Genomic DNA, 19,896 nt, shown 5'->3' on the forward strand with positions numbered 1-19,896 from the left:
GTTATTATTAGCAAAGATAAGTATTATTCCTCAAGTGTGATAATACCATCTATTTCTAAAACTTGTGCTTGTTTAAATTCGGAATCGGAATCAAACCCCTTCCCATTTATTAGGTCTCTACCTTGTCTAAAGGTTACTGGTTTGTTTGTAAACAACCATTCTTTGGTTTGATCATAGTACAATTGCTCTGCAAATAAGGTGTCTTTTTTATGTGAAGTCACCACCACATTACCTTGTAGATCTATGAGGTTTGTTTCTTTATATGAAATAGCATAATCTGCTATAACGGTGTTTTTTTGATTTAAATCATCATACATGTGTAAGATAATACCATCAGGAAACTCATTATACCCAAAATCTCTATTGGTAAAGTCTAGCATTTTCGGACTAATAAGATTTGCTGTTACTCTACCAGAATCTGTATATTTCAGGTTGATATTTTCAGCAATACCAATGGGTTGATTTTCTGAAACACCTATCTTTTGCACCTCGTTAAAGTTGCTTTTACATGAAAAAAGCATAGCCACAGTTAAAACTGTGGCTATGCTATTTATATATAAACTTTTATTTTGCATTATATGCTTGGTACGGTTATACTTCTACCAATCCAACATCCAATATTAATAGTTTGTCCTGCTTTTCCAGAAGAGAAAATCTCTGACTTACTTGGAGCTTTAGCTTCATAATTCTTAGCTAAACTAGTACTACCAGCTTTTCTTGCTTCTGCAGCAGCTAACCAGAATACAGCTCTTTTGTTAAAGTTTGTATCTCCACAACTGTTTGCACTAGCTGCATACATTCTAGCAATCTGATCGTATGGTTTTTTATCTGATGGGTTAGCAGCTAAAGATTTCATAAAGAATTCTCTTGCTTTACCGTAGCTACCTTTTTGTTTAAAGTCTCTAGCTATTGTATTGTATAACTTAGCTTTTCTAAAAGGATCCGTTTCTAAACGTAACGTTTGATCAAAGTATTGTTGCTCTCCTGTTATTAAGTATAAGTAATATGATGTTTTTGCGTTTGGTTCAATGCTGTTTTTTTGTTTTACCACTTTAACAAACATTGGATCTTCTTTACATCCTTTTTCATATAACTTGTTCATTGCTCTTTGTAACCAAACACCATCATTCTTGTTTTCTTCGTAATCTTTTTGGTATAAAGGAATCAAGTTTTCACAGTTTGCTCTATCTCCTAATTTTGCATCTACACTGCCTGCAATTTGATCAAACACTCTTAAATAACCTTCGTATTGTCTTTTATATTGACCTTCTTTTTTAGTTAAAGAAGTTCCTGCTTCTTCTTTAGCAATAAGTTTATTAAGACCATCAGAGTTTTTCTCTATTTCTGTATCCATTTTATCTACAACATCATCATATTTATTAAATAGATCTTGTGCAGATTTTTTTCCACTATCATATAAATCTACCATTAATGAGAAATAGATGTATAACGCTTTAGGATTTCTGAAGTTTTTTAAATCTGTAGTATATGCTTTATCAAATGCATTGTACACTTGTTCATCACTTAAACCTAATTCGGTTTTGTAATCATACATTAATTGAGCTTTGTCTGATAAAAGATCTCCAACTTTCGTTTTACTTGGAAAGTTCTCTAACTTTTCATCCCAAAGTTTTAAAAGGTCATTGATATAAGCAACTTTTTCGGCTCCTGTAGAATTTTCAATTTTATGCTTTAATATTTTCTCACCATCTACTGGAATTGCGTTATTAAATTTCGGGTATTTAGTACGCACTTCCATCCAAGGCTCATAAGCTGCGTCATAATTCCCTGCTTTCACATATTCGTGAAAGATCGAAAGTTTAGTCATTGCTTCTTCGTTTTGAGCAAAGCCAAAACCTAGTCCTAGAAATAAGATTATTATTAGTGTAATTTTCGTTTTCATCTTCTTAATGTTTTTGGTGTTAATCATATTTACTTTTTTGGAACCATCTATCGTTCAAAGATAAACTTAATTGGAAATTAATAAAATTCTCTTGAATTAAATTTTTGTTAGTTGTTCCACGTTTACCAACTTCAAAACCTAAGTTTGCATTAGAGAATATATTGCCAACTGGTAATCCTACTCCAAAAGATATGCCAAACTCATCTATGGACTCACCATTTACAACTAATCCTGTTTTTTCGGTTCTAAATCCGGCACGATAAACTACACGTTTTAAATAGGATTTATATGCATTATAATCTGGGATATAAAAACCACCTAAAGAAAAGGTATTACCATTTTCGTAAGTTGTTTCTGTATTAGCAGAAGTATAAAGCGCATTACTAAACTTACTAGTTTCTTGAAAAACACTTTCCACACCTACAAACCATTTTCTGGCTTCACCAATACCAACACCAAAAGAAAAGGTAGCAGGTAATGTTAATGTAGTTTCTTTTAATCCTTTTTCTTCTAGATTTGCATCTAATGTATTTATTACAAACTCTTGTTCTGAAGTAGGATTAATATTAATAGTATTAATAGATCTTTCGTTTTTAGATTTTAAATCACTTTTAGGAGAAAAGGTTACTCCAGAAGTTAATTCTAATTTATTACTCAATTTCGTTTTATACGTAACACCAAGATTATAGCTTAAACCACTTAAGTCTGATCTATTATCTTCTCTTGTTTGGTATTGCACTAAATCACCATCATTGTACACATACTCAATAGTACTTCCTTCTATGTTTCCAAAATTATATTGTGCATCTACACCAACACTTAAAGCATCTGTTAATTGGTATCCTGCAGATAAGTAGGTTCTATTAACACCACCTTCCCCTTTATATTTATTGACAATTCCATCATCACTATAGTTTTCTAACTTATATCCAACAGAGGTATAAGGCATTAAACCAAAACCAATCCCTAATTTCCCTAAAGGTAACGAAACAGCTATATAATCGAAAGTGGAAGATGAAGTACGATCACTGTTAGCATCACTTTCAAGCTTTGTAGAGTTATGACCACCTCCAACAGAAAACGTCATTGGTCTACCTTCGTCATTATATGGAAATTGCGACACATTTTTCCCTCCATAGGAGGCAGGATTTCTTAGGTTAACATGTATACTATCTGTATAAATACTAAGCCCTCCCATACTTCTATTTTCTACTGTACCTTTAAATTTAAGGCTACCAATTCCATAAAACGAATATGGTGAAGAAGTACCTTCTTGAGCGAAACTTTGAATTGCGAAAAAAGCAATAAAAACTATAACCAGTTTTTTTATCATTAGTGTGTATTATATTGTAAAATAAAATTTAATCCCTCTAAAAGGAAATTTGAGTTGGCAAATATGCTACTTTTTAATTGTTTAGACAAAAAATTAGCGTCTCCTCCTGTTAAAATAATTGTTAAATCAGGGTATTTTAACTTATATTTCTGAATTGCCCCATCCAATTCAAGCAAAACACCTTGAACAACACCAGAATGCATCGAGGTCGCTGTAGCGTCTCCAACAATACTTTTTGGCATCTCTGTATCTAATAACGGTAAATTTGCTGTAAAATGATTTAATGCTTTATAACGCATTCGTATCCCTGGAGATATTGCACCTCCTAGATATTCATTTTCAGCCGTAATAAAATCAAAAGTAATACAAGTTCCTGCATCAATGATTAAAACATTTTTATCTGGAAATTGTTGCACAGAAGCACTAACTAAAGCAATTCTATCAATTCCTAAGGTTTTTGGCGTGCTGTATAAATTTGTAAAAGGAATACTCGTTTCATGATTTAAGACAAGTATGTCATAATATTTTTCAAGATAAGCAATATCTGTTTTTCTTAATTTTCCAACGGAAGAAAAAATAGTTTTATTAATATTTTTATATTCTTTTCTTATCTTTCTTAATGTTTTTGAAACCTCTTTACTTTTCACCTTACAGCTATAAATCATCTTATCCTGCTGAAAAACAGCAATTTTGACAAAAGAATTTCCAACATCAATAATTAAGTTCATATTTTTTTCTTAAAGCTTCAAATTTACAAAATGCGTTATAAAAAATATTCTAAATTCCACTTTAATAATTACTTAAAGCCATATTTTAGATTTCAATAAAAAAAAATAAAAATTTTTTCAATTTTTCCTTTGTGAATAATAAAAAGGTGTCTATATTTGCACTCGCAATTTTATGCTACTGGTGCCTTAGCTCAGTTGGTAGAGCAATGGACTGAAAATCCATGTGTCCCTGGTTCGATTCCTGGAGGCACCACCAAAAAAAACCCGATTCAAATGAATCGGGTTTTTTGGTTTTTATAACGACTATTAAATAATCAAGCAACTTATAACTAACCAATCTTCTGTAATAAACCCTTATATATTTATTTAAAACACACTGTTTTTTATGTCCGTTATTTTTTTTATCACAACTAGCATGGTAACGCATAAAAAGAGATTTACCCTTTATTATATTTTTTAAATAAAGACTAGCACAAAATGCAACCTTAAAGTAAGCTTGTTTTCTTTTATCGAATAAAACCACTAATGCAAAGCAACCATTTTACTAGAGCTTCTTTTAGCGCTTCTTTTAGTTAATTTTCATATTAACATCTTCTGCCTCAAAGTCGAATTTCTTAAGGTATGGTCTAAACTCGACTAAACCTTTTTCAAATGCACTAGTTATTGGCGATTCACTAATATAATCTATACAAGAATTTTCTGTATTTACTTTTTCAAAATCTTGAGAATTTGTTGATTGAGATAACATATCTATTTAATTTTATTTAGTCCATTTATTATATTCATCTATTTAATTGTATTTAGAGAGTAGTAGGTAAAACCACTTTAAAAATAGAGCCACTTTTAACACTGCTATTAACAGTTATCATCCCATTTAAGTTATCTACCGCATTTTTAACAATATAAAGACCTAAACCATGCCCAGGCTCTTCATACTTGTTAGCTCTGTAATACAAATCATAAATTTTATTAATATTATTTTTATATATACCAACGCCATTATCTTCAATGCTAATCTCCACTTCCTCTAGCGATGTTTTTACTTTAATATTTACGAAAGATTTTTCGTTTTCTTTTTGCTCTTTAGAGTATTTTATAGCATTGTTAATTAAATTTTGAAGAATAGAATCTATCATTTCCGGATTTGAATTAAATCCAAAATCATCTACAACATCCACATGAAACTTTATGTTCTTAAATTTACTAGCACCATTTAGAGACACTAGCGTACTCTTAATAGTTTCAGAAAAATCAATTTTTTTTATTTCTTTTTTCTTAACCTTAACTTTAGATACTTGAGAAAGGTTTTCTGAGAGTTCCTTTCCGTTTTTTATAATAGGATCTAACATTCCTATTAAAAGAGCTAATCTGTCCTCGTCTGGCTCTTCTTTTAGCAAACTAAGCGCTTCTTCTATAGAAGATATTGGCGCTTTAATATCTTGAGCAGAACGACATAAAAACAACTCTAGCTCTTCGGTTTTTCTTTTCAGTTTATTTTCTAGAGATTTACGATGTGTTATTTCCACCATCATTGCGCAATAAAAATCATTTTCACCTACACTCCCATTGCTCAATGCAAACTCTACCGGAAATTGCTCTCCGTTTTTACGCAAACAACACATTTCTACTATTTCAACATTCTGCTTATTCTTTATTTGCTGTACTGCTCTTAACAATTCTTTTATATTACCATTTCTGTATTTTTTAGACATTAAAACAGTTAATGATCTACCAATTATTTCTTTCTCTTTATATCCAAAAGCAGCCTCTGCTCCCTTATTCCATTCTGTAACATTACCTTTATCATTTGTTACTACAATCACCCCAACATTAATAGACTTATAGATGGTTCTAAATTTAGCCTCACTATTGATAAGGTTTTCACTAACCCCTTTAAACTTCGTGATTTCATGCAAAGCAATGGTTGAAGAGACAATGGCACCCAAACGGTCATAATTAGGAGAAACTATGGCAGAAAAGAATATTTTTTTTCCGTTGGAATCAAAATCATATAACTCAAACTTGTGTGTTAATTTATCGGTATAGACTTTATCTACATTTTTTTTAAAGGATTCGAAATTTACAGGAATAAAATAATCATAGATATACGTATTAATTAATTCTTCAATTTCTTTATTACAAAAAGACTTATTTGCATTTAAAATTTTACCATGTCTTGAAACCGTAAAGGCATGGAAAGGCATTTCTTTTAAAAAACTCTCATTTAGTAACTGACGCTGTAAAAGTGCTTCATTATCGATATAGTACCTTGTAACATCCTTATAAATAGACAGGTACCTTAAAGCCTTTTCTCCATTATTTTGCATAGGTATAATGGTGGTGTCTAACCAAAACATTTTTCCTGTAGCGGATACATCTTTTAAAATACCACTCCATTTATTCCCCATTTTAATGGTTCTCCACAAGTTTTTATATTTTTTTTCGGCGTGTAGAGGAGACCTTAACAACTCGTGTGTTTCACCAATAAGCTTATTAGTATTACATTCTAAAATATCACAGAATGCTTGATTTGCGAATTCAATTCTTCCAAATGAATCTGTTAAAGTAACTACAGAGTTCTCGATAAAATCATTAAGCACGTTCTCATTAAATGTATTTGGTAGTTTATATTTAATTGCTTCCATAAAAATTATTTATAGTTTCTACACAATACGCTTTTGCAGATTCTAGATTATTAAACACACTAAAAGGTGTGCTAGGCTCATAAATTCTTTTATAAGAAGCTACCACTAATTTAATTCCAATAGTATTAAAAACATAAGCTTCAGACATCCTAAGTTTCACTAAGGTTGGTGAATTCGCCAATAAATTAGCAGATTCACGCGTAAAAGTCCCTTGAGAATCTCTTGTATCTATTAAAAAAGGCATAGGTTTTCCTTTACATAATTTATCTATTGCATGTATAAATAATGCTACGCTTTCTGTTCCAAATTTATAATTAGTACTATTGTTTCTAAACTGACAGTAAAGAATACCACTATCTGTCCAAAATTTCGAATTTCCTATTTTGATTATATTATCCATACTAATTATCACTGTTTTTAGAATTAAAAACCGCATAATTTTGATCACTATATTGTATGGCTGAATTTGAATTTTTGAAAATTAAATTTGGCACATTAGAATCACTAAAGAGGACATAAAATGAAAGAAGAATTTTTTGCTTATAGCTTTTTACTAAAAATGCTTTTGACAAGACAGCATTTTTTATTTTAGGATTGTTAGATAAAAGTTTAAATAGCTTAACTAAAAGAGGATTATCAATCTCTTTAAAATTAAATATTATAGGCAAATAAGTGCCATTTGATAATTTAGAAATAGATTCGTGAAATAAATTCTCAAAATCATTATAGGAATAATTTACTTCAGAATTATTATACAACTTACAATAAATAATATTTTGGTCTACCCAAAATTTAATATTATTGATTCGTATTTCGTTTTTCATTATTATCATTTTGAAAAACTAAATTCAATAGGAGTGCCAAAATATATTTTAAAATAAAATACATTTGTAAAATACTAATAATCAACCTATTAAAATCTTGTTTTAAAAAAAAGGAAGAACAAAAACTAACGACATACCGTTAGTTCCGAAAGGAATAATACGTGGTAACGGTATTCCGTTAGTTGCTTTTGGTTTTTGAAATCCCTAATTTAGTCATTCGATCTCGCAAAGTACTAGGCTTTAATTCTAGCATAACTGCTGCTCCTTTTGGTCCGCTAATTTTCCAATTACATTGCTCAAGTACCTGAACAATATGATTACGTTGCACAGAGTCTAAAGATAAATCTTGGTTGTTAATTGGTTTTACTTTTTGTGTAGAAGATTCAAAACCTGGAATCACTAATGTTTCTTTACTTGATAATATAGAAGCTCGTTCTATTAAATTTTCTAATTCTCTAATATTCCCTGGCCAATTATATGCTCTCAATTGACTCATAGCATCATCTGTAATATATTTAATGCTCTTTCCGTAAGCCTTATTAAATTTATCTACAAAATGCTCTACCAACAAAGGAATATCATCCTTTCGTTCTCTTAATGGCGGAACTTCAATTGGAAAGACATTAAGTCTAAAAAATAAGTCTTCCCTAAATTGTTTTTTCTCAACCTCCTCTTTAAGGTTTCTATTTGTTGCCGCAATTACCCTAACGTCTAACTTCTTTAATCCGCTACTTCCACCAACGACCTCAATTTCTCCTTCTTGTAAAAATCTTAATATTTTGGGCTGCATATCTAAAGGTAACTCGCCAATTTCATCTAAAAATAAAGTACCACCATCTGCTAATTCAAATTTTCCAACTTTATCATTTATCGCTCCTGTAAACGAACCCTTTTTATGACCAAACAACTCACTCTCCATTAACTCTCTAGGTATTGCAGAGCAGTTCACTTTAATTAATGGCTTATTATTACGCGAACTAGTATTATGCACTGCTCTAGCTAACAATTCTTTTCCAGTACCAGATTCTCCTAACAATAATACCGTAGCGGTTGTTGGTGCTACTTTTTCAACTTCTGTTAACACGTTACTAAATGCTTCACTTCCGTACACCATCTCCTCATAGTTAAATACTAAATCTAACTCATTACGCAAATAAACATTTTCCTGCTCTAACTGCTCTTTTAAGGTATTTAACTCTCTATTAGCTTCTGTAAGTTTCTGATTCGTAATTACTATTTTATTATCTGCTATTTTACGTTCAGAGCTTTCAATCATTAAAGACACAATACTAGCTATTGAGGTAACAAAGCTTTCTTCATCCGCACTAAACACTCTGTTTTCTAACTTACTCTCAAAACTAATAATACCATAATAATTATCACTACCATGAATTAACACATCAATTCTAGAAGATATTTTATTAGGAATATAAAACTGTGTTGCAAAAGCTTTAGTTATCGGATTAGAATTTACGTCCGCTATATTAATACTGTTTTTATTCTTAAAAGCATTAAAATAATTTGGGAATTTCTCTTCATCTATCAATAACTCATATTCCTTAAATACATCATCTGCAGCATTATAAAACAACCTACTAGCCAGTTCGGATTGGTTCTTTTTATATTCCCAAATAGTCACAATATCTACATCCAAAGCCTCAGCAGATGTAACTGCAATCTTTTTTAATGAAGAATTAAAATCCTCTCCAATAAGCGCAGCTAGTTTTAAAATAACATCCTTTTTCTGCGTTGATTTTACAGCAATATCTTCTAGTGCTTTTTTAACTTTCTCCTCTTCTGAAACATCTTTAATTGTTGCAAATATAGCTACAGTTTCTCCCTCATCGTTTTTTATAATCCCTGTTAAAAATGAAGCTACAAAATTACTTCCATCTTTTTTAACAAATTCTAATTGAAAGGATAGCGCTTCGCCTTTTGCTACCTCACTCTTAATTCTCAACATATTCTCACGGTCCTTCTCTTGCGCAAATGGATATGGCAATTCTAGACCTATAAGTTCATTTTCCGAATAGCCTAAAATATCACATAGTGAATCGTTTACTTTTAATATAGCTCCCTCTAAGTCTACTATAAGCAAACCTTCCTGCATAGACATTACAAGGTTATCTGAAAACTCATTGGCTCTTTTTAAGTCTAACTCTGTTTTTTTACGTTCGGTAATATCTTGCGTGGTTCCTATTAATTTTTCAGCATTACCATTGCTATCAAAAACCAATTCACCAATTCCATGTACCCATACCTCTTCTTTATTATCTACTTTTAAAATTCGATATTCTTTATTAAACTTTTCATGATTTTTTAAAATATTAATTTCAAAATAGTTTGTTATTGCTTCTTGGTCTTCTGGGTGAACAATAGAAATCCAGCTTTCCACGCTTTTAACAAAAGATTTTTTGACCCCGAAAATCTCATCCAATACATCTGAACTTTCCCAAGTAGCCTTTTTAACATCTACGGAATAGGTACCAATATGAGCTACTATTTGAGATTGCCTTAAATTATATTCACTCTCCAAAAGCTGTACTTCTGACTGTTTACGTTGGGATATATCTTGAATAGTTCCAAAAAACTCAATAGACTGATCTGCATGTTTAATAACTTGACCTAAAGCATGAATCCATTTTAATTGCTTTTTCTTTTTTGTTATTACTCTAAATTCTAAATCAAATGCTTCTCCTGTTTCCACACTCTTTTTAAACATTTCTTTATCTAAAACCGCATCCTCTGAATGAATAATATCTGCCCAATCCTTAAAGAATAAATCCACATTTTCATCTATCTCTAAAATTTTTCTAAAAGCTGTGGAAGCTTCTATTTTTTGTGTTTTCAGATTTAAGCTATAGCTACCAATTTTTGCTATTTTTTGAGCTTCTAACAATGATCTTTCGTTTTCTTGCAGTTTTTTTTCTGCTTGCTTACGTTGTGATATATCTTGTATTGTAGCAATATTAGCTATAATTTCTCCTTTATTATTTTTAACAAATGAAGCTGACATTAAAACAGGAAATCGCTCTCCGTTTTTTCGCATTAAAGTTAACTCGACTTTACTATATTCCCCTTTTAGTATGTTTGCATAGGTTTCTTGAATTTCATCCTGCTTTTCTGGTGGCCAATAATTAAACGGGGCTTTTTGACCAACTAATTCTTCTTTTGTAAAACGCAACATTTTACAAAGCGCTGGATTTGCTTCTATTTGCACACCTTCTAAATTCACTACAGACAAACCTTCGTTTAAATTTAGAATAAGGTTTTCAGAAAAATCTTTAGCAAGTTTTAAATCTATTTCAGCCTTTTTACGTTCTGTAATATCTTGTACCGTAGAGAAATTTGCTGTTTTTACGCCATTATCATCATAAATGCTAGAAATTAAAACATGTACAGGAAAACGTTCGCCGTTTTTACGCATATAGACGTTTTCGTATTCCTTTTTATTAATATTTTGTGATAATAATTTATAGCGCTCACTATTCTCTTTTTCAAATTCTGATGGTGAATACGGGTATGGACGCTTCACTCCTATTAATTCTTTTTCTGTAAAACCTGTCATTTTACAAAAAGATGGATTTACACTAATTATTTCTGATTCTAAATTTATAGCTACTAAGCCTTCCTGCATTCCATTTAAAAGACTAGAAGAGAATTCATTGGCTTTTTTTAAGTCTAATTCAATGTTTTTACGCTGGGTAATATCTTGAATAGTACCAATCATTTTTGCAGGATTGTCTTTATCATCAAAAATCAATTTCCCAATACCATGTACCCAAAACTCTTCTTTAGAATCTTGCTTTAAAATCCTGTACTCTTTGTTAAATTTCTTATTATTTATAACACAAAATTCAAAATAGCTGGAGATTTCTTCTCTATCCTCTGGATGAATAAGTTCTGTCCAGCCCTCCATCGTTTTAGCGTACGCTTTATCGATACAAAAAATATTATATAAAAACGCAGACCCTTCCCAAGTCATTGTTTTTAAATTTATAACATAAGATCCTATATTACCAACTATTTGAGATTGTCTTAAATGGTATTCGCTTTCCTGTATTTTTATTTCTGCTTTTTTACGCTCTGTAATGTCCCGTGCAATAGCAAGGATTTTACCATCCTTTTGCAATTTTGCAGATACTTCAACTTCATATAAAGAATTGTCTTTTCGTCTAAATTTTCTGGGAAAAACAATAGCTTCCCCTTGGAGTAATTTTCCATGATTCTCTGAATCTTGAACAAACTCTCCTATATTGAAATCATAAATATTTAATTTCAAAAACTCCTCATCGGTATACCCTAAGTTAGTATAAGAAGCTTTATTATAATCATATATTGTTCCATCTAAAGAGTACGTTATTATAGCGTCACTAGCTTGATCTACTAATGCTTTGTATGATTCTTCTTTTTTAATAATTTCATTTACAATTCTAATCTTCTCAAGCGCAATATTAACTAAACTCACAGTAAAATTAAGCTCTCTAATATCACTAAAAGAAGGTGCGCTAATAGACTTGCTGTAAATAGCAAAAGTACCTATAACCGTATTATTTTTGGAAAAAATTGGAATAGACCAACAAGATTTTAAATCGTATTCTAATGCAATATCTTTATAATCTTTCCATAAAACATCGGTGCTTATATCTGACACAACAACCGGTTTTTTAATAAATGCTGCTGTACCACAAGAACCTACATTCGCTCCAATAGGAATTCTTTTTATAGATAAACTGTATGCTTCTGGCAATGAAGGTGAAGATACTAAATCAAGATGTATACCGTCTGGATCTAACAAACTAATCGATCCATAATAATCTGGATATATAGACTGATAGTTTAAAAGTAATCGATCAAAGATTTCATGTAAAGGTGTGTTTACTACAATTAAATCTAGTATTTCATTTTTATGTATTAATAATCGTTGTGCTTTTTCTCGTTCTAGAACCTCACTTTCAAGGTCTATTTTCTTTTGTTCAAGCTTACTAATTAGTCGCTTACTATAAAGCTTTAAAACTTCTTCTTCACTAAATTCTACATTTTTTACAACTTTTTCTTCTGGTTTATTTTCAGCAAAAACCTCTTGAATTACAGATAGTATTTTATTTTGATCTGCTGGTTTTCTTAAAAATTGAACCGCTCCCAATTTTAGTGCAAAATCTTCATCAAGTGCTTCTGTATATGTAGAGGTGTAAAAAACAAAAGGAATATCCTTAAATAATTCTTCTTTTTTACAAGCCTGACAAAATAGATAGCCATCCATAACAGGCATTAAAATATCTGAGATTATTAGGTCTACTTTATTTATATGTAATTTTTCTAAACCTTCTTTACCGTCTCTAGCTTCTACAACTAAATAGCCTTCTTCTTCCAGTATAACTCTTAGTAAATATAGATTTTCAAAAGTATCATCTACTATTAATATAGTTTTCATCCCTTAATTATGCTTTAAATATACACTCCATTTGTTTCACAAAAGTATCTGGATTAATAGGTTTCTCTATATATCCATTTGCGCCAACTTCCATTGCTTTTTCTTTATCTCCTCCCATAGCATATGATGTCACTGCAATAATAACAGTACTTTTTGGCAAACCATTACACCTTAATTTACTGCATATTTCATAACCATCCATATCTGGTAATTGAATATCTATCAAAATAATTTCAGGATGTTTTTCATGTGCTAAATGTAATCCATCCACTCCATTATAAGCCTTAATTACATCATAATTACTACTTGTAAGCAAATACGAAAGCATATACATATTTTGTTCGTTATCTTCTATGATTAAAATGGCAGGCTTCATTTTTACGTGTATAAAATTTAATATCAATAAGTTAAGCGCTAAATATATTAAAATTGGTCTTAAAAATAATTAATAATTAAATTTATTATTACAGGAATACTCTATCGGAAACCGAATTATAAAGTTACTACCTTTTCCTAGTTCACTTTCTACTTGAATTGTGCCTCCTAATTTTTCGATTAAATTTTTACTAATAGCCAATCCAAGACCTGTACCCTCATGCTTTCTACTAAGACCGCCTTCTAACTGAATAAAAGGCATAAATAATTTATTAATATCCTTTTCGTTTATTCCAATTCCTTGATCTATAATTTGAGTTATAAGCACATCATCTTTAACATTTACTTTAATTTGTATACCTCCTTTTTCAGAAAACTTAATGGCATTAGAAAGTATGTTTAATAAAATCTGTTCAATACGCCTTTCATCACTTACTAATGTAATATCAAAATTAGAAATTTCTGTATGTAATTCAATCCCTTTTTTTGAAGCCTGTGGCATTAAAAAGTCTATTGTTTTTTCTAATGTTGTTAGATAATCGAAAGGATAAAAGGAAACTCTTAACTTACCTGCTTCTATTTTAGAAATATCTAAAATATCATTAATTAAACCTAATAAATGTGAACCGCTATCTTTTACCATGGAGAGTTGCTTTTTTTGTTCTGTATTTAACGGCCCTGCCAATTCTTTTAATAATATGCCTGTAAACCCAATAATAGAGTTCATTGGTGTTCTCAACTCATGCGACATGGTTGCTAAAAATGCGGACTTCATTAAATCTGCTGACTGCGCTTTCACCTTTTCTTTTTCTAATTCGGCAGATTGGAGATTTATATCTTCTAAAAGATTTAATAAAGCTTCTTTACTATCATTAAGCTCCTCGGTTCTTAAGCCTACTAATTTCTCTAGATTATTCTTATAATTTAATAATTCTTTTTCGTTTTGAATTCTTTCTGTAATATCTGAAGCAGTACCAATATACCCATAAATATTGTTTTGTGCATCTATTAGCTTGCTGCCTTTAACAATAAGCCAAGTGGTATTTCCTTTTTTATCTAAGAACTTCAGTTCCGAATTAAAATCACTTCCATATACTACTGCCTGCTGCCATTCATGCATTACCCTATCTTTATCTTCTGGATGTATGGCATTTATCCAGCCAGAACCCATTGCCTCTTTAAATGTCATACCAGAATATTTCATCCATTCGTCATTTACATAATTAATCATTCCTTCATTATCTGAAGAAAAGATAGCTACTTGGGCATTAGAAGCTAAACTTCTAAATAATGCTTCGCTTTTTTTAACTTTTTCGGATGTGATGTCATAAACTAACTTTAAGTGTTTTTCCTGTTCTGAAAGTTTCGAAGTAATCAAATTATTTAACCGAGCAGATCGCCCTGCAAAAAACCACACGATCCAACCACTAAAAAAGGCTAATACAACACCACCCGCAGAGGACCATATTGCCGTATTAAATGTTTTTTCTAATGGCACAACATACAGCTTCCATTCTCCTATAGACATTTCTACAGGTATCGCATATTCTTTATAAGGAGAGATATCATTTTCTAAAAAAAAATCCTCATTCCCCGTTTCAGGGTTTACCCTAGACAACTGATAAATAAAACGATTTTCTTCCGAATTTTCAACAACTAGCTCACTAAAAAATGTAGAAATTTTGGTAACCACCGCAGAAAACCCAACAAATTTATCATCTATAAAAATAGGCTGCCTACTCACCATACCAACACCGCCTTGCTTTAGATTAACTGGGCCTGCGATAAAAAAATCTCTTCTTTTTATGGTAGTGACTGATCCACTTCGTGCTTCGGGACTTGTTAGAATATTAAAACCAATAACTTCATTATTCTCTAAAGGATAAACATGCGTAATAAATCCCTTACCATCTACTAATTCTACAACATCAAAATACTTACTTCTACCTAGTAATTCTGCGGCTATGTTATCAAAATCTTCAGGAATTCCATTTCTTTCCACAATATATTCTAATAATTTTGTAGCAGAATAACTGTACATGACTAGCGATTGCAGTTTTTCTTTTATTAAACTTGCTTGATTGTTTATTTCTCGCTTTTGCTCATTATTGTTTATCACATACTCCTGATAAGCAACATATTGTGTGGTAAAAAGCAGTATAAAAAAAACAAAGAGTCCTAAAACCAAAGGTTTTTTAAAAAAAAGAGGTGAATTACTTTTGTTCATAATAAAGCAAAATTAAATAGATTACTTTTTTTTACGGTGGTTTTATTTGTCATTTTTTAACTGCAACTCTTTAATAATACCTTTCAACTCTTTCATTTTTAATTCCCTCCCAACAAATAATTTATTCATACGTTCTAATTGATTATTTTTTAAATGCACCTCTTCGGTTCTTACTTCAATTAGTTCTTCCAGATTATTTCTGTATTTTTCTAATTCTGCTTCGGCATTTTTCTTTTCTGTTATATCCAAAACAGTGAACAAAACGTGTCCTTCATTATATAACTGAAGCGCTTGTAAAGATATTAATACAAAAAGCTCTCTTCCCGCTTCCATTATGTATTTTAATTCCATATTGGTTACATACCCTTTTTCACTAAATTGCCCCCATAGCTTATTTTCATTTTCTTTATTATCTGGACTATCTAGATCGAACAATACTATTTCTTCTGCTGTTTTCCCTAACATGTTTTCTCTTTCAAACCCGACAATGTTTGCAAACGCTTTGTTTACTTCAATAATCTTTTTTTCTTTATTAAGAATAGCTTTCCCTACAACATTGGATTCAAAAGCTTTAGAGAATTTTTCTTCATTTTCTTTTAATGCTATTTCTGCTTTATCTTTACTTGTAATATCTATTACGGCAATCAACCAATGAGTTTCGCCTACAATATCAAGGGCTTCAGCAGAAATTGATAAGATTATTTTCTTTCCACTTGTTAAAGTTCTAGTCATGATTTCATTACTTAAAAAACCATTCTTTAATACTTTTTCTATTAACCTTTCTTTTTGTTCGTAGTACGCCGAATTGAGCACTTCGACCTTAGTTTCTTTAAAAGATTTACCAATTAAATTCTCTCGAGTGGTTTCAAAAATATTCGCCATAGCCTCATTAACATCAATCCTTATTTGATTTTTATTAACAATAGAATAACCAATTATATTTGACTCAAACACTTTAGAGAATTTATCCTCACTCTCTTTTATATTTTGTTCTGATTCTATGCGTTCTGAAACGTCCTGCACCAAAGACAAAACAGTTTCTACTTGTCCATCTGGAGATTGTAAAACAGAATTATTCCATTGGCAATAAATCACCTTTCCATTTTTGGTATTATTACGATTAATAATCTTGTTGTTTTTTACTATTCCATTCATTAATTGATAAGAAATAATCTCTGTGGATGCATAATCTTCTTCGTAAACGAGATTTAAATCATTAAAATGTTTTCCTACAACTTCCTGCTCTTTCCAACCAAATATATTTTCAGCTTGTACGGACCAGTTATAAATAATTAAATTCTCATCCCATTCAATTACTGCTAACGGAGAGTTATTTAAATGCATTGTAAGACGTTGATGTGCCTTCCTGATTTCTTCGTCTATTTTTTTACGCTCGGTTACATCTCGAATAATTCCTATTAAAAATTGATTACCCGCAACATCAATAAATCTTGTTTTTTTTGTTGAAATTATTCTTGATCCTTTCCCCTTTAATGTTAAAGTTTCTTCACTAACACTCTCCATACCAGTCACTAGAACTTGCTTATCTCTTTGTAAAAAAAGATCTCTTTCCTTTACAGAAACACTTTCTGCTAAAGTTTTACCAATTGCAGCAGCCCTTTCTACATTAAAAATAGAACAAAACGCATCATTGACCAATAGTATTCTACTTTGCTCATCTTTCACAAAAACAGGATCACCAATGTTGTTTAGTATGTTATCTAGATACTTTTCGTTTTTAATGATTTGATCTTCCACTTCTTTACGTTCGGTAACATCGATTAGCGTTCCTATATAACCATACAACTCATTGTTAGCATCATACAAACCAGTAGCTTTAGCAGAAAGCCATGTGGTTACACCTTCTCGATTTAGAAATCTTAAATCTGTTCTATATTCGGTTCCTGAAGAAATAGCTTTTTGCCATATATCAATAACTCTATCTTTATCTTCTGGGTGTATCGCGTTTTGCCAACCAAGACCTAAAGCTTCATCAAAAGGGATTCCAGAATATTTTATCCATTCTTGATTTACATAATTGCAAGCACCATCTTTGTTGGTCTGAAAAATTCCAACAGGTGCATTAGATGATAATCGTCTAAATAATTGCTCACTATTTATTAACTTTTCTTCAGATTCTTTACGTTCTGTAACATCTACAATCGTTCCTATATAACCATACAATTCATTATTATGATTAAATAAGCTAGTTGCTTTTGCGGAAACCCATTTTGTTTCTCCTTTTTTATTTAGCAATCTAAATTCGGAAACTAAGTCAACCCCAGTAGAAACTGCTTGTCCCCATTCTCCCATAATCCTATCTTTATCCTCTGGGTGAATAGCATTGGACCAACCAAAACCTAAGGACTCCTCAAAGGTCATTTCTGAATATTTCATCCATTCTTCATTAACATAATTACAAACACCATCTTTATCTGTTTGATAAATTCCAACCGGTGCATTAGATGTTAATCGTTTAAATAACTGCTCACTATTTATTAATTTTTGTTCTGCTTTTTTCTTTTCTGTAACATCAATAGCCATTCCTATATAGCCATATAAATTATTTTGTGCATCGTAGGTTCCTATCGTTTTAACAGACACCCATACGACCTTATTATCTTTATGGAGAAACCTAAAATCGGTTTCAAGTTCACTTTCTCCAGATAAAACATATACCTCCCATTCTTTAAGAATTCTTGCTTCATCATCGGGATGAATAGCTTTGGCCCATCCAGGCCCCATAGCATCTTCATAGGACAACCCTGCATATTCTAACCATCTTTCGTTTACATAATTACAAGAACCTTCTGCATCTGTTTGGTAGATCCCAGCTGGTGCTTTAGATGTTAAACGTTTAAATAACTGCTCACTGTTTCTTAACTTATCTTCAGCTTCTTTACGGGCAGTAATATCTTTAGCAACTACACCTAATGCTATAGGGTTGTCCGTTACCTTATCTTTAATTAAGAAACCAGACATTTCCGTAGGGATTAAATCTCCTGTTTTTAAATTTTTAAAGTGTGTTTCTCCGCTCCATCCATTAGATTCAAAAATACTAGGCATGTGCTCATTGGCAATCCTATCCCGATAATCTTCGGGAAAAAAATCAGAAATAGAAGCTGGCATTTTTTCATCCGGCCCTAATCCCATTAATTGCCTACCATTATCATTTAAATAAAGAGGCTCTCCTTCTAAAGTTGCTAAACCAATAAAATCCTCATTAGTCTCTATTAAAGACAGTAACATTTGATTATTAGCATCTGTTTTTTTCTGTTTGGAGATATCTGTATAATAGATTATCAATCCGTTTGGAGATGGGTAAATTCTATTCTCAAACCATTTATCTAGCGGTTCATAATAATCATCAAAGTATATCGTTTCTTGTGTTTCAACAGCTTTATAATACGCCTTATAAAAAGAACGCCCTACACCTTCCGGAAACTCGGTCCAAATGTGTTTTCCTATTAATGATTCTGAAGATCGCCCCAAAAGTTCCGCAGCTTTTTTATTAACATACGTATAACACCAATTAGTGTCTAGAGATATAAAACCACCTGAAATGCTATTTAAAGAAGTTTCTAATTGAGAGGTTAAATTTTTCTCCAATTCTTGCTTTTCAGTCTTTAGTTGTAAATATTTTTTTTCATACCTCAATATGGAAAAAACATTACGCTCTTGATTGGCAATAAAAGAAGTATTACTTTTCTCATTATCTATATACTTTAAATAAACATATAGAATGACAGAAAATACTAGCGCAGCAATAACTTTACCTATAAGGTTACCTACTAATAAATTATAAAAATCAGCAGTTCCCAAGTAGAGCGTTGTATTAAAAATAAACGCGTCAAAAACAAAAACTACTAATAGTGAAATAAAGAGTGTAAAAAAGAAAAATTGCTTTTTGATTATTGAAATCAAAAATTGATAGATTATTACTAGACATAGAAAATCTAGAAACAACAAGACTGTACCAGTAATGAAATACTTATCGTCTACTAAAAAAGCAAAGGTAGATTCTATATCCACCAAGTTTTCCGAATGCATAATACCAAACAATGCGGACAAAAGGAGATTGGAAATAATAATTCCTAAAATAAGAGCTCTAGCACTAGTAACACCTTCTTTAATATAAATCAATAAGACCGCAAATAAAAGCGAACTAAATATAATAACGGATGTTGGATAAATTATTAGCTCATCTAAAACAGTAAAGCTTATCATGTCCCCAGAAAGGGCTTGTAAATATCTAACAGCTCCTAAAAAAAGATATAGAGGAGCTAATCCTAATACGTTTCTAAATTTAAATAATAAAAGAATACTAGAAGATATGAGTAAAAACTCAATCAGTATTATAGTATATATACTCATATGATGATTCGGTTAAGCTAGGGGCCTTAAAAATACACTTTTTACTTTAAAAG

12 protein-coding genes and 1 tRNA gene are annotated in these 19,896 nt (G+C 30.9%); 1 reads left to right on the forward strand and 12 read right to left on the reverse strand.

Translation table 11 applies throughout. The features are described from left to right. Nucleotides 1-23: 23 nt before the first annotated feature. From lptC to FG167_RS02950, 4 genes are read right to left on the reverse strand one after another with little or no spacing between them, the layout of a single operon-like run. Nucleotides 24-575, reverse strand: a complete 552-nt coding sequence (gene lptC / locus FG167_RS02935; protein WP_203459960.1) for an LPS export ABC transporter periplasmic protein LptC — start codon at nt 573-575, stop codon at nt 24-26. Then, the gene (locus FG167_RS02940; RefSeq protein ID WP_203459961.1) at nt 575-1,903 is read right to left on the reverse strand and encodes a hypothetical protein; all 1,329 of its coding nucleotides are present in this window, start codon (nt 1,901-1,903) and stop codon (nt 575-577) included. The genes lptC and FG167_RS02940 overlap by 1 nt, the downstream gene beginning before the upstream one ends. Before the next feature lie 19 nt (nt 1,904-1,922). Further along, nucleotides 1,923-3,236, reverse strand: coding sequence for a hypothetical protein (locus tag FG167_RS02945; RefSeq protein ID WP_203459962.1), 1,314 nt, complete (start codon nt 3,234-3,236; stop codon nt 1,923-1,925). After that, on the reverse strand, nt 3,236-3,964 hold the full coding sequence (locus FG167_RS02950; RefSeq protein ID WP_203459963.1) for a type III pantothenate kinase: 729 nt from the start codon (nt 3,962-3,964) through the stop codon (nt 3,236-3,238). The genes FG167_RS02945 and FG167_RS02950 overlap by 1 nt, the downstream gene beginning before the upstream one ends. 180 nt (nt 3,965-4,144) lie before the next feature. On the opposite strand from FG167_RS02950, the gene FG167_RS02955 reads away from it, so the two are divergent. Continuing rightward, a tRNA-Phe gene (locus FG167_RS02955) sits at nt 4,145-4,220 on the forward strand. A gap of 312 nt (nt 4,221-4,532) precedes the next feature. On the opposite strand, the gene FG167_RS02960 is transcribed toward FG167_RS02955, so the two are convergent. The 8 genes from FG167_RS02960 to FG167_RS03020 form a co-directional block, all read right to left on the reverse strand. Continuing rightward, nucleotides 4,533-4,712, reverse strand: coding sequence for a hypothetical protein (locus tag FG167_RS02960; RefSeq protein WP_203459964.1), 180 nt, complete (start codon nt 4,710-4,712; stop codon nt 4,533-4,535). A gap of 52 nt (nt 4,713-4,764) precedes the next feature. Continuing rightward, nucleotides 4,765-6,609 carry a PAS domain S-box protein gene (locus tag FG167_RS02965; protein ID WP_203459965.1) on the reverse strand — a complete coding sequence of 615 codons (1,845 nt, stop codon included), beginning with the start codon at nt 6,607-6,609 and terminating at the stop codon, nt 4,765-4,767. Beyond that, nucleotides 6,596-7,009 carry a hypothetical protein gene (locus FG167_RS02970; protein ID WP_203459966.1) on the reverse strand — a complete coding sequence of 138 codons (414 nt, stop codon included), beginning with the start codon at nt 7,007-7,009 and terminating at the stop codon, nt 6,596-6,598. Before FG167_RS02970 ends, FG167_RS02965 begins: the two co-directional genes overlap by 14 nt. Before the next feature lies 1 nt (nt 7,010). Then, complete coding sequence (locus tag FG167_RS02975) at nt 7,011-7,433, reverse strand: hypothetical protein (protein WP_203459967.1); 423 nt, start codon at nt 7,431-7,433, stop codon at nt 7,011-7,013. 178 nt (nt 7,434-7,611) lie between these two features. Then, nucleotides 7,612-12,867 carry a PAS domain S-box protein gene (locus tag FG167_RS17395; RefSeq protein ID WP_239004432.1) on the reverse strand — a complete coding sequence of 1,752 codons (5,256 nt, stop codon included), beginning with the start codon at nt 12,865-12,867 and terminating at the stop codon, nt 7,612-7,614. 7 nt (nt 12,868-12,874) lie between these two features. Then, the gene (locus tag FG167_RS03010; RefSeq protein WP_203459968.1) at nt 12,875-13,243 is read right to left on the reverse strand and encodes a response regulator; all 369 of its coding nucleotides are present in this window, start codon (nt 13,241-13,243) and stop codon (nt 12,875-12,877) included. A gap of 69 nt (nt 13,244-13,312) precedes the next feature. Next, nucleotides 13,313-15,469 carry an ATP-binding protein gene (locus FG167_RS03015; protein WP_203459969.1) on the reverse strand — a complete coding sequence of 719 codons (2,157 nt, stop codon included), beginning with the start codon at nt 15,467-15,469 and terminating at the stop codon, nt 13,313-13,315. 42 nt (nt 15,470-15,511) lie between these two features. Further along, a complete protein-coding gene (locus FG167_RS03020; protein ID WP_203459970.1) occupies nt 15,512-19,843 on the reverse strand; it encodes a PAS domain S-box protein in 4,332 nt (1,443 codons plus the stop codon). Nucleotides 19,844-19,896: the final 53 nt, after the last annotated feature.

The organism is Lacinutrix sp. WUR7, from assembly GCF_016864015.1.
Classification (GTDB): Bacteria; Bacteroidota; Bacteroidia; order Flavobacteriales; family Flavobacteriaceae; genus Oceanihabitans.

Bases quoted from the DNA above. Each gene is read 5' to 3' on its own strand.
- lptC (WP_203459960.1), bottom strand. From the start codon at position 575: ATGCAAAATAAAAGTTTATATATAAATAGCATAGCCACAGTTTTAACT.
- FG167_RS02940 (WP_203459961.1), bottom strand. From the start codon at position 1,903: ATGAAAACGAAAATTACACTAATAATAATCTTATTTCTAGGACTAGGT.
- FG167_RS02945 (WP_203459962.1), bottom strand. From the start codon at position 3,236: ATGATAAAAAAACTGGTTATAGTTTTTATTGCTTTTTTCGCAATTCAA.
- FG167_RS02950 (WP_203459963.1), bottom strand. From the start codon at position 3,964: ATGAACTTAATTATTGATGTTGGAAATTCTTTTGTCAAAATTGCTGTT.
- FG167_RS02960 (WP_203459964.1), bottom strand. From the start codon at position 4,712: ATGTTATCTCAATCAACAAATTCTCAAGATTTTGAAAAAGTAAATACA.
- FG167_RS02965 (WP_203459965.1), bottom strand. From the start codon at position 6,609: ATGGAAGCAATTAAATATAAACTACCAAATACATTTAATGAGAACGTG.
- FG167_RS02970 (WP_203459966.1), bottom strand. From the start codon at position 7,009: ATGGATAATATAATCAAAATAGGAAATTCGAAATTTTGGACAGATAGT.
- FG167_RS02975 (WP_203459967.1), bottom strand. From the start codon at position 7,433: ATGAAAAACGAAATACGAATCAATAATATTAAATTTTGGGTAGACCAA.
- FG167_RS17395 (WP_239004432.1), bottom strand. From the start codon at position 12,867: ATGAAAACTATATTAATAGTAGATGATACTTTTGAAAATCTATATTTA.
- FG167_RS03010 (WP_203459968.1), bottom strand. From the start codon at position 13,243: ATGAAGCCTGCCATTTTAATCATAGAAGATAACGAACAAAATATGTAT.
- FG167_RS03015 (WP_203459969.1), bottom strand. From the start codon at position 15,469: ATGAACAAAAGTAATTCACCTCTTTTTTTTAAAAAACCTTTGGTTTTA.
- FG167_RS03020 (WP_203459970.1), bottom strand. From the start codon at position 19,843: ATGAGTATATATACTATAATACTGATTGAGTTTTTACTCATATCTTCT.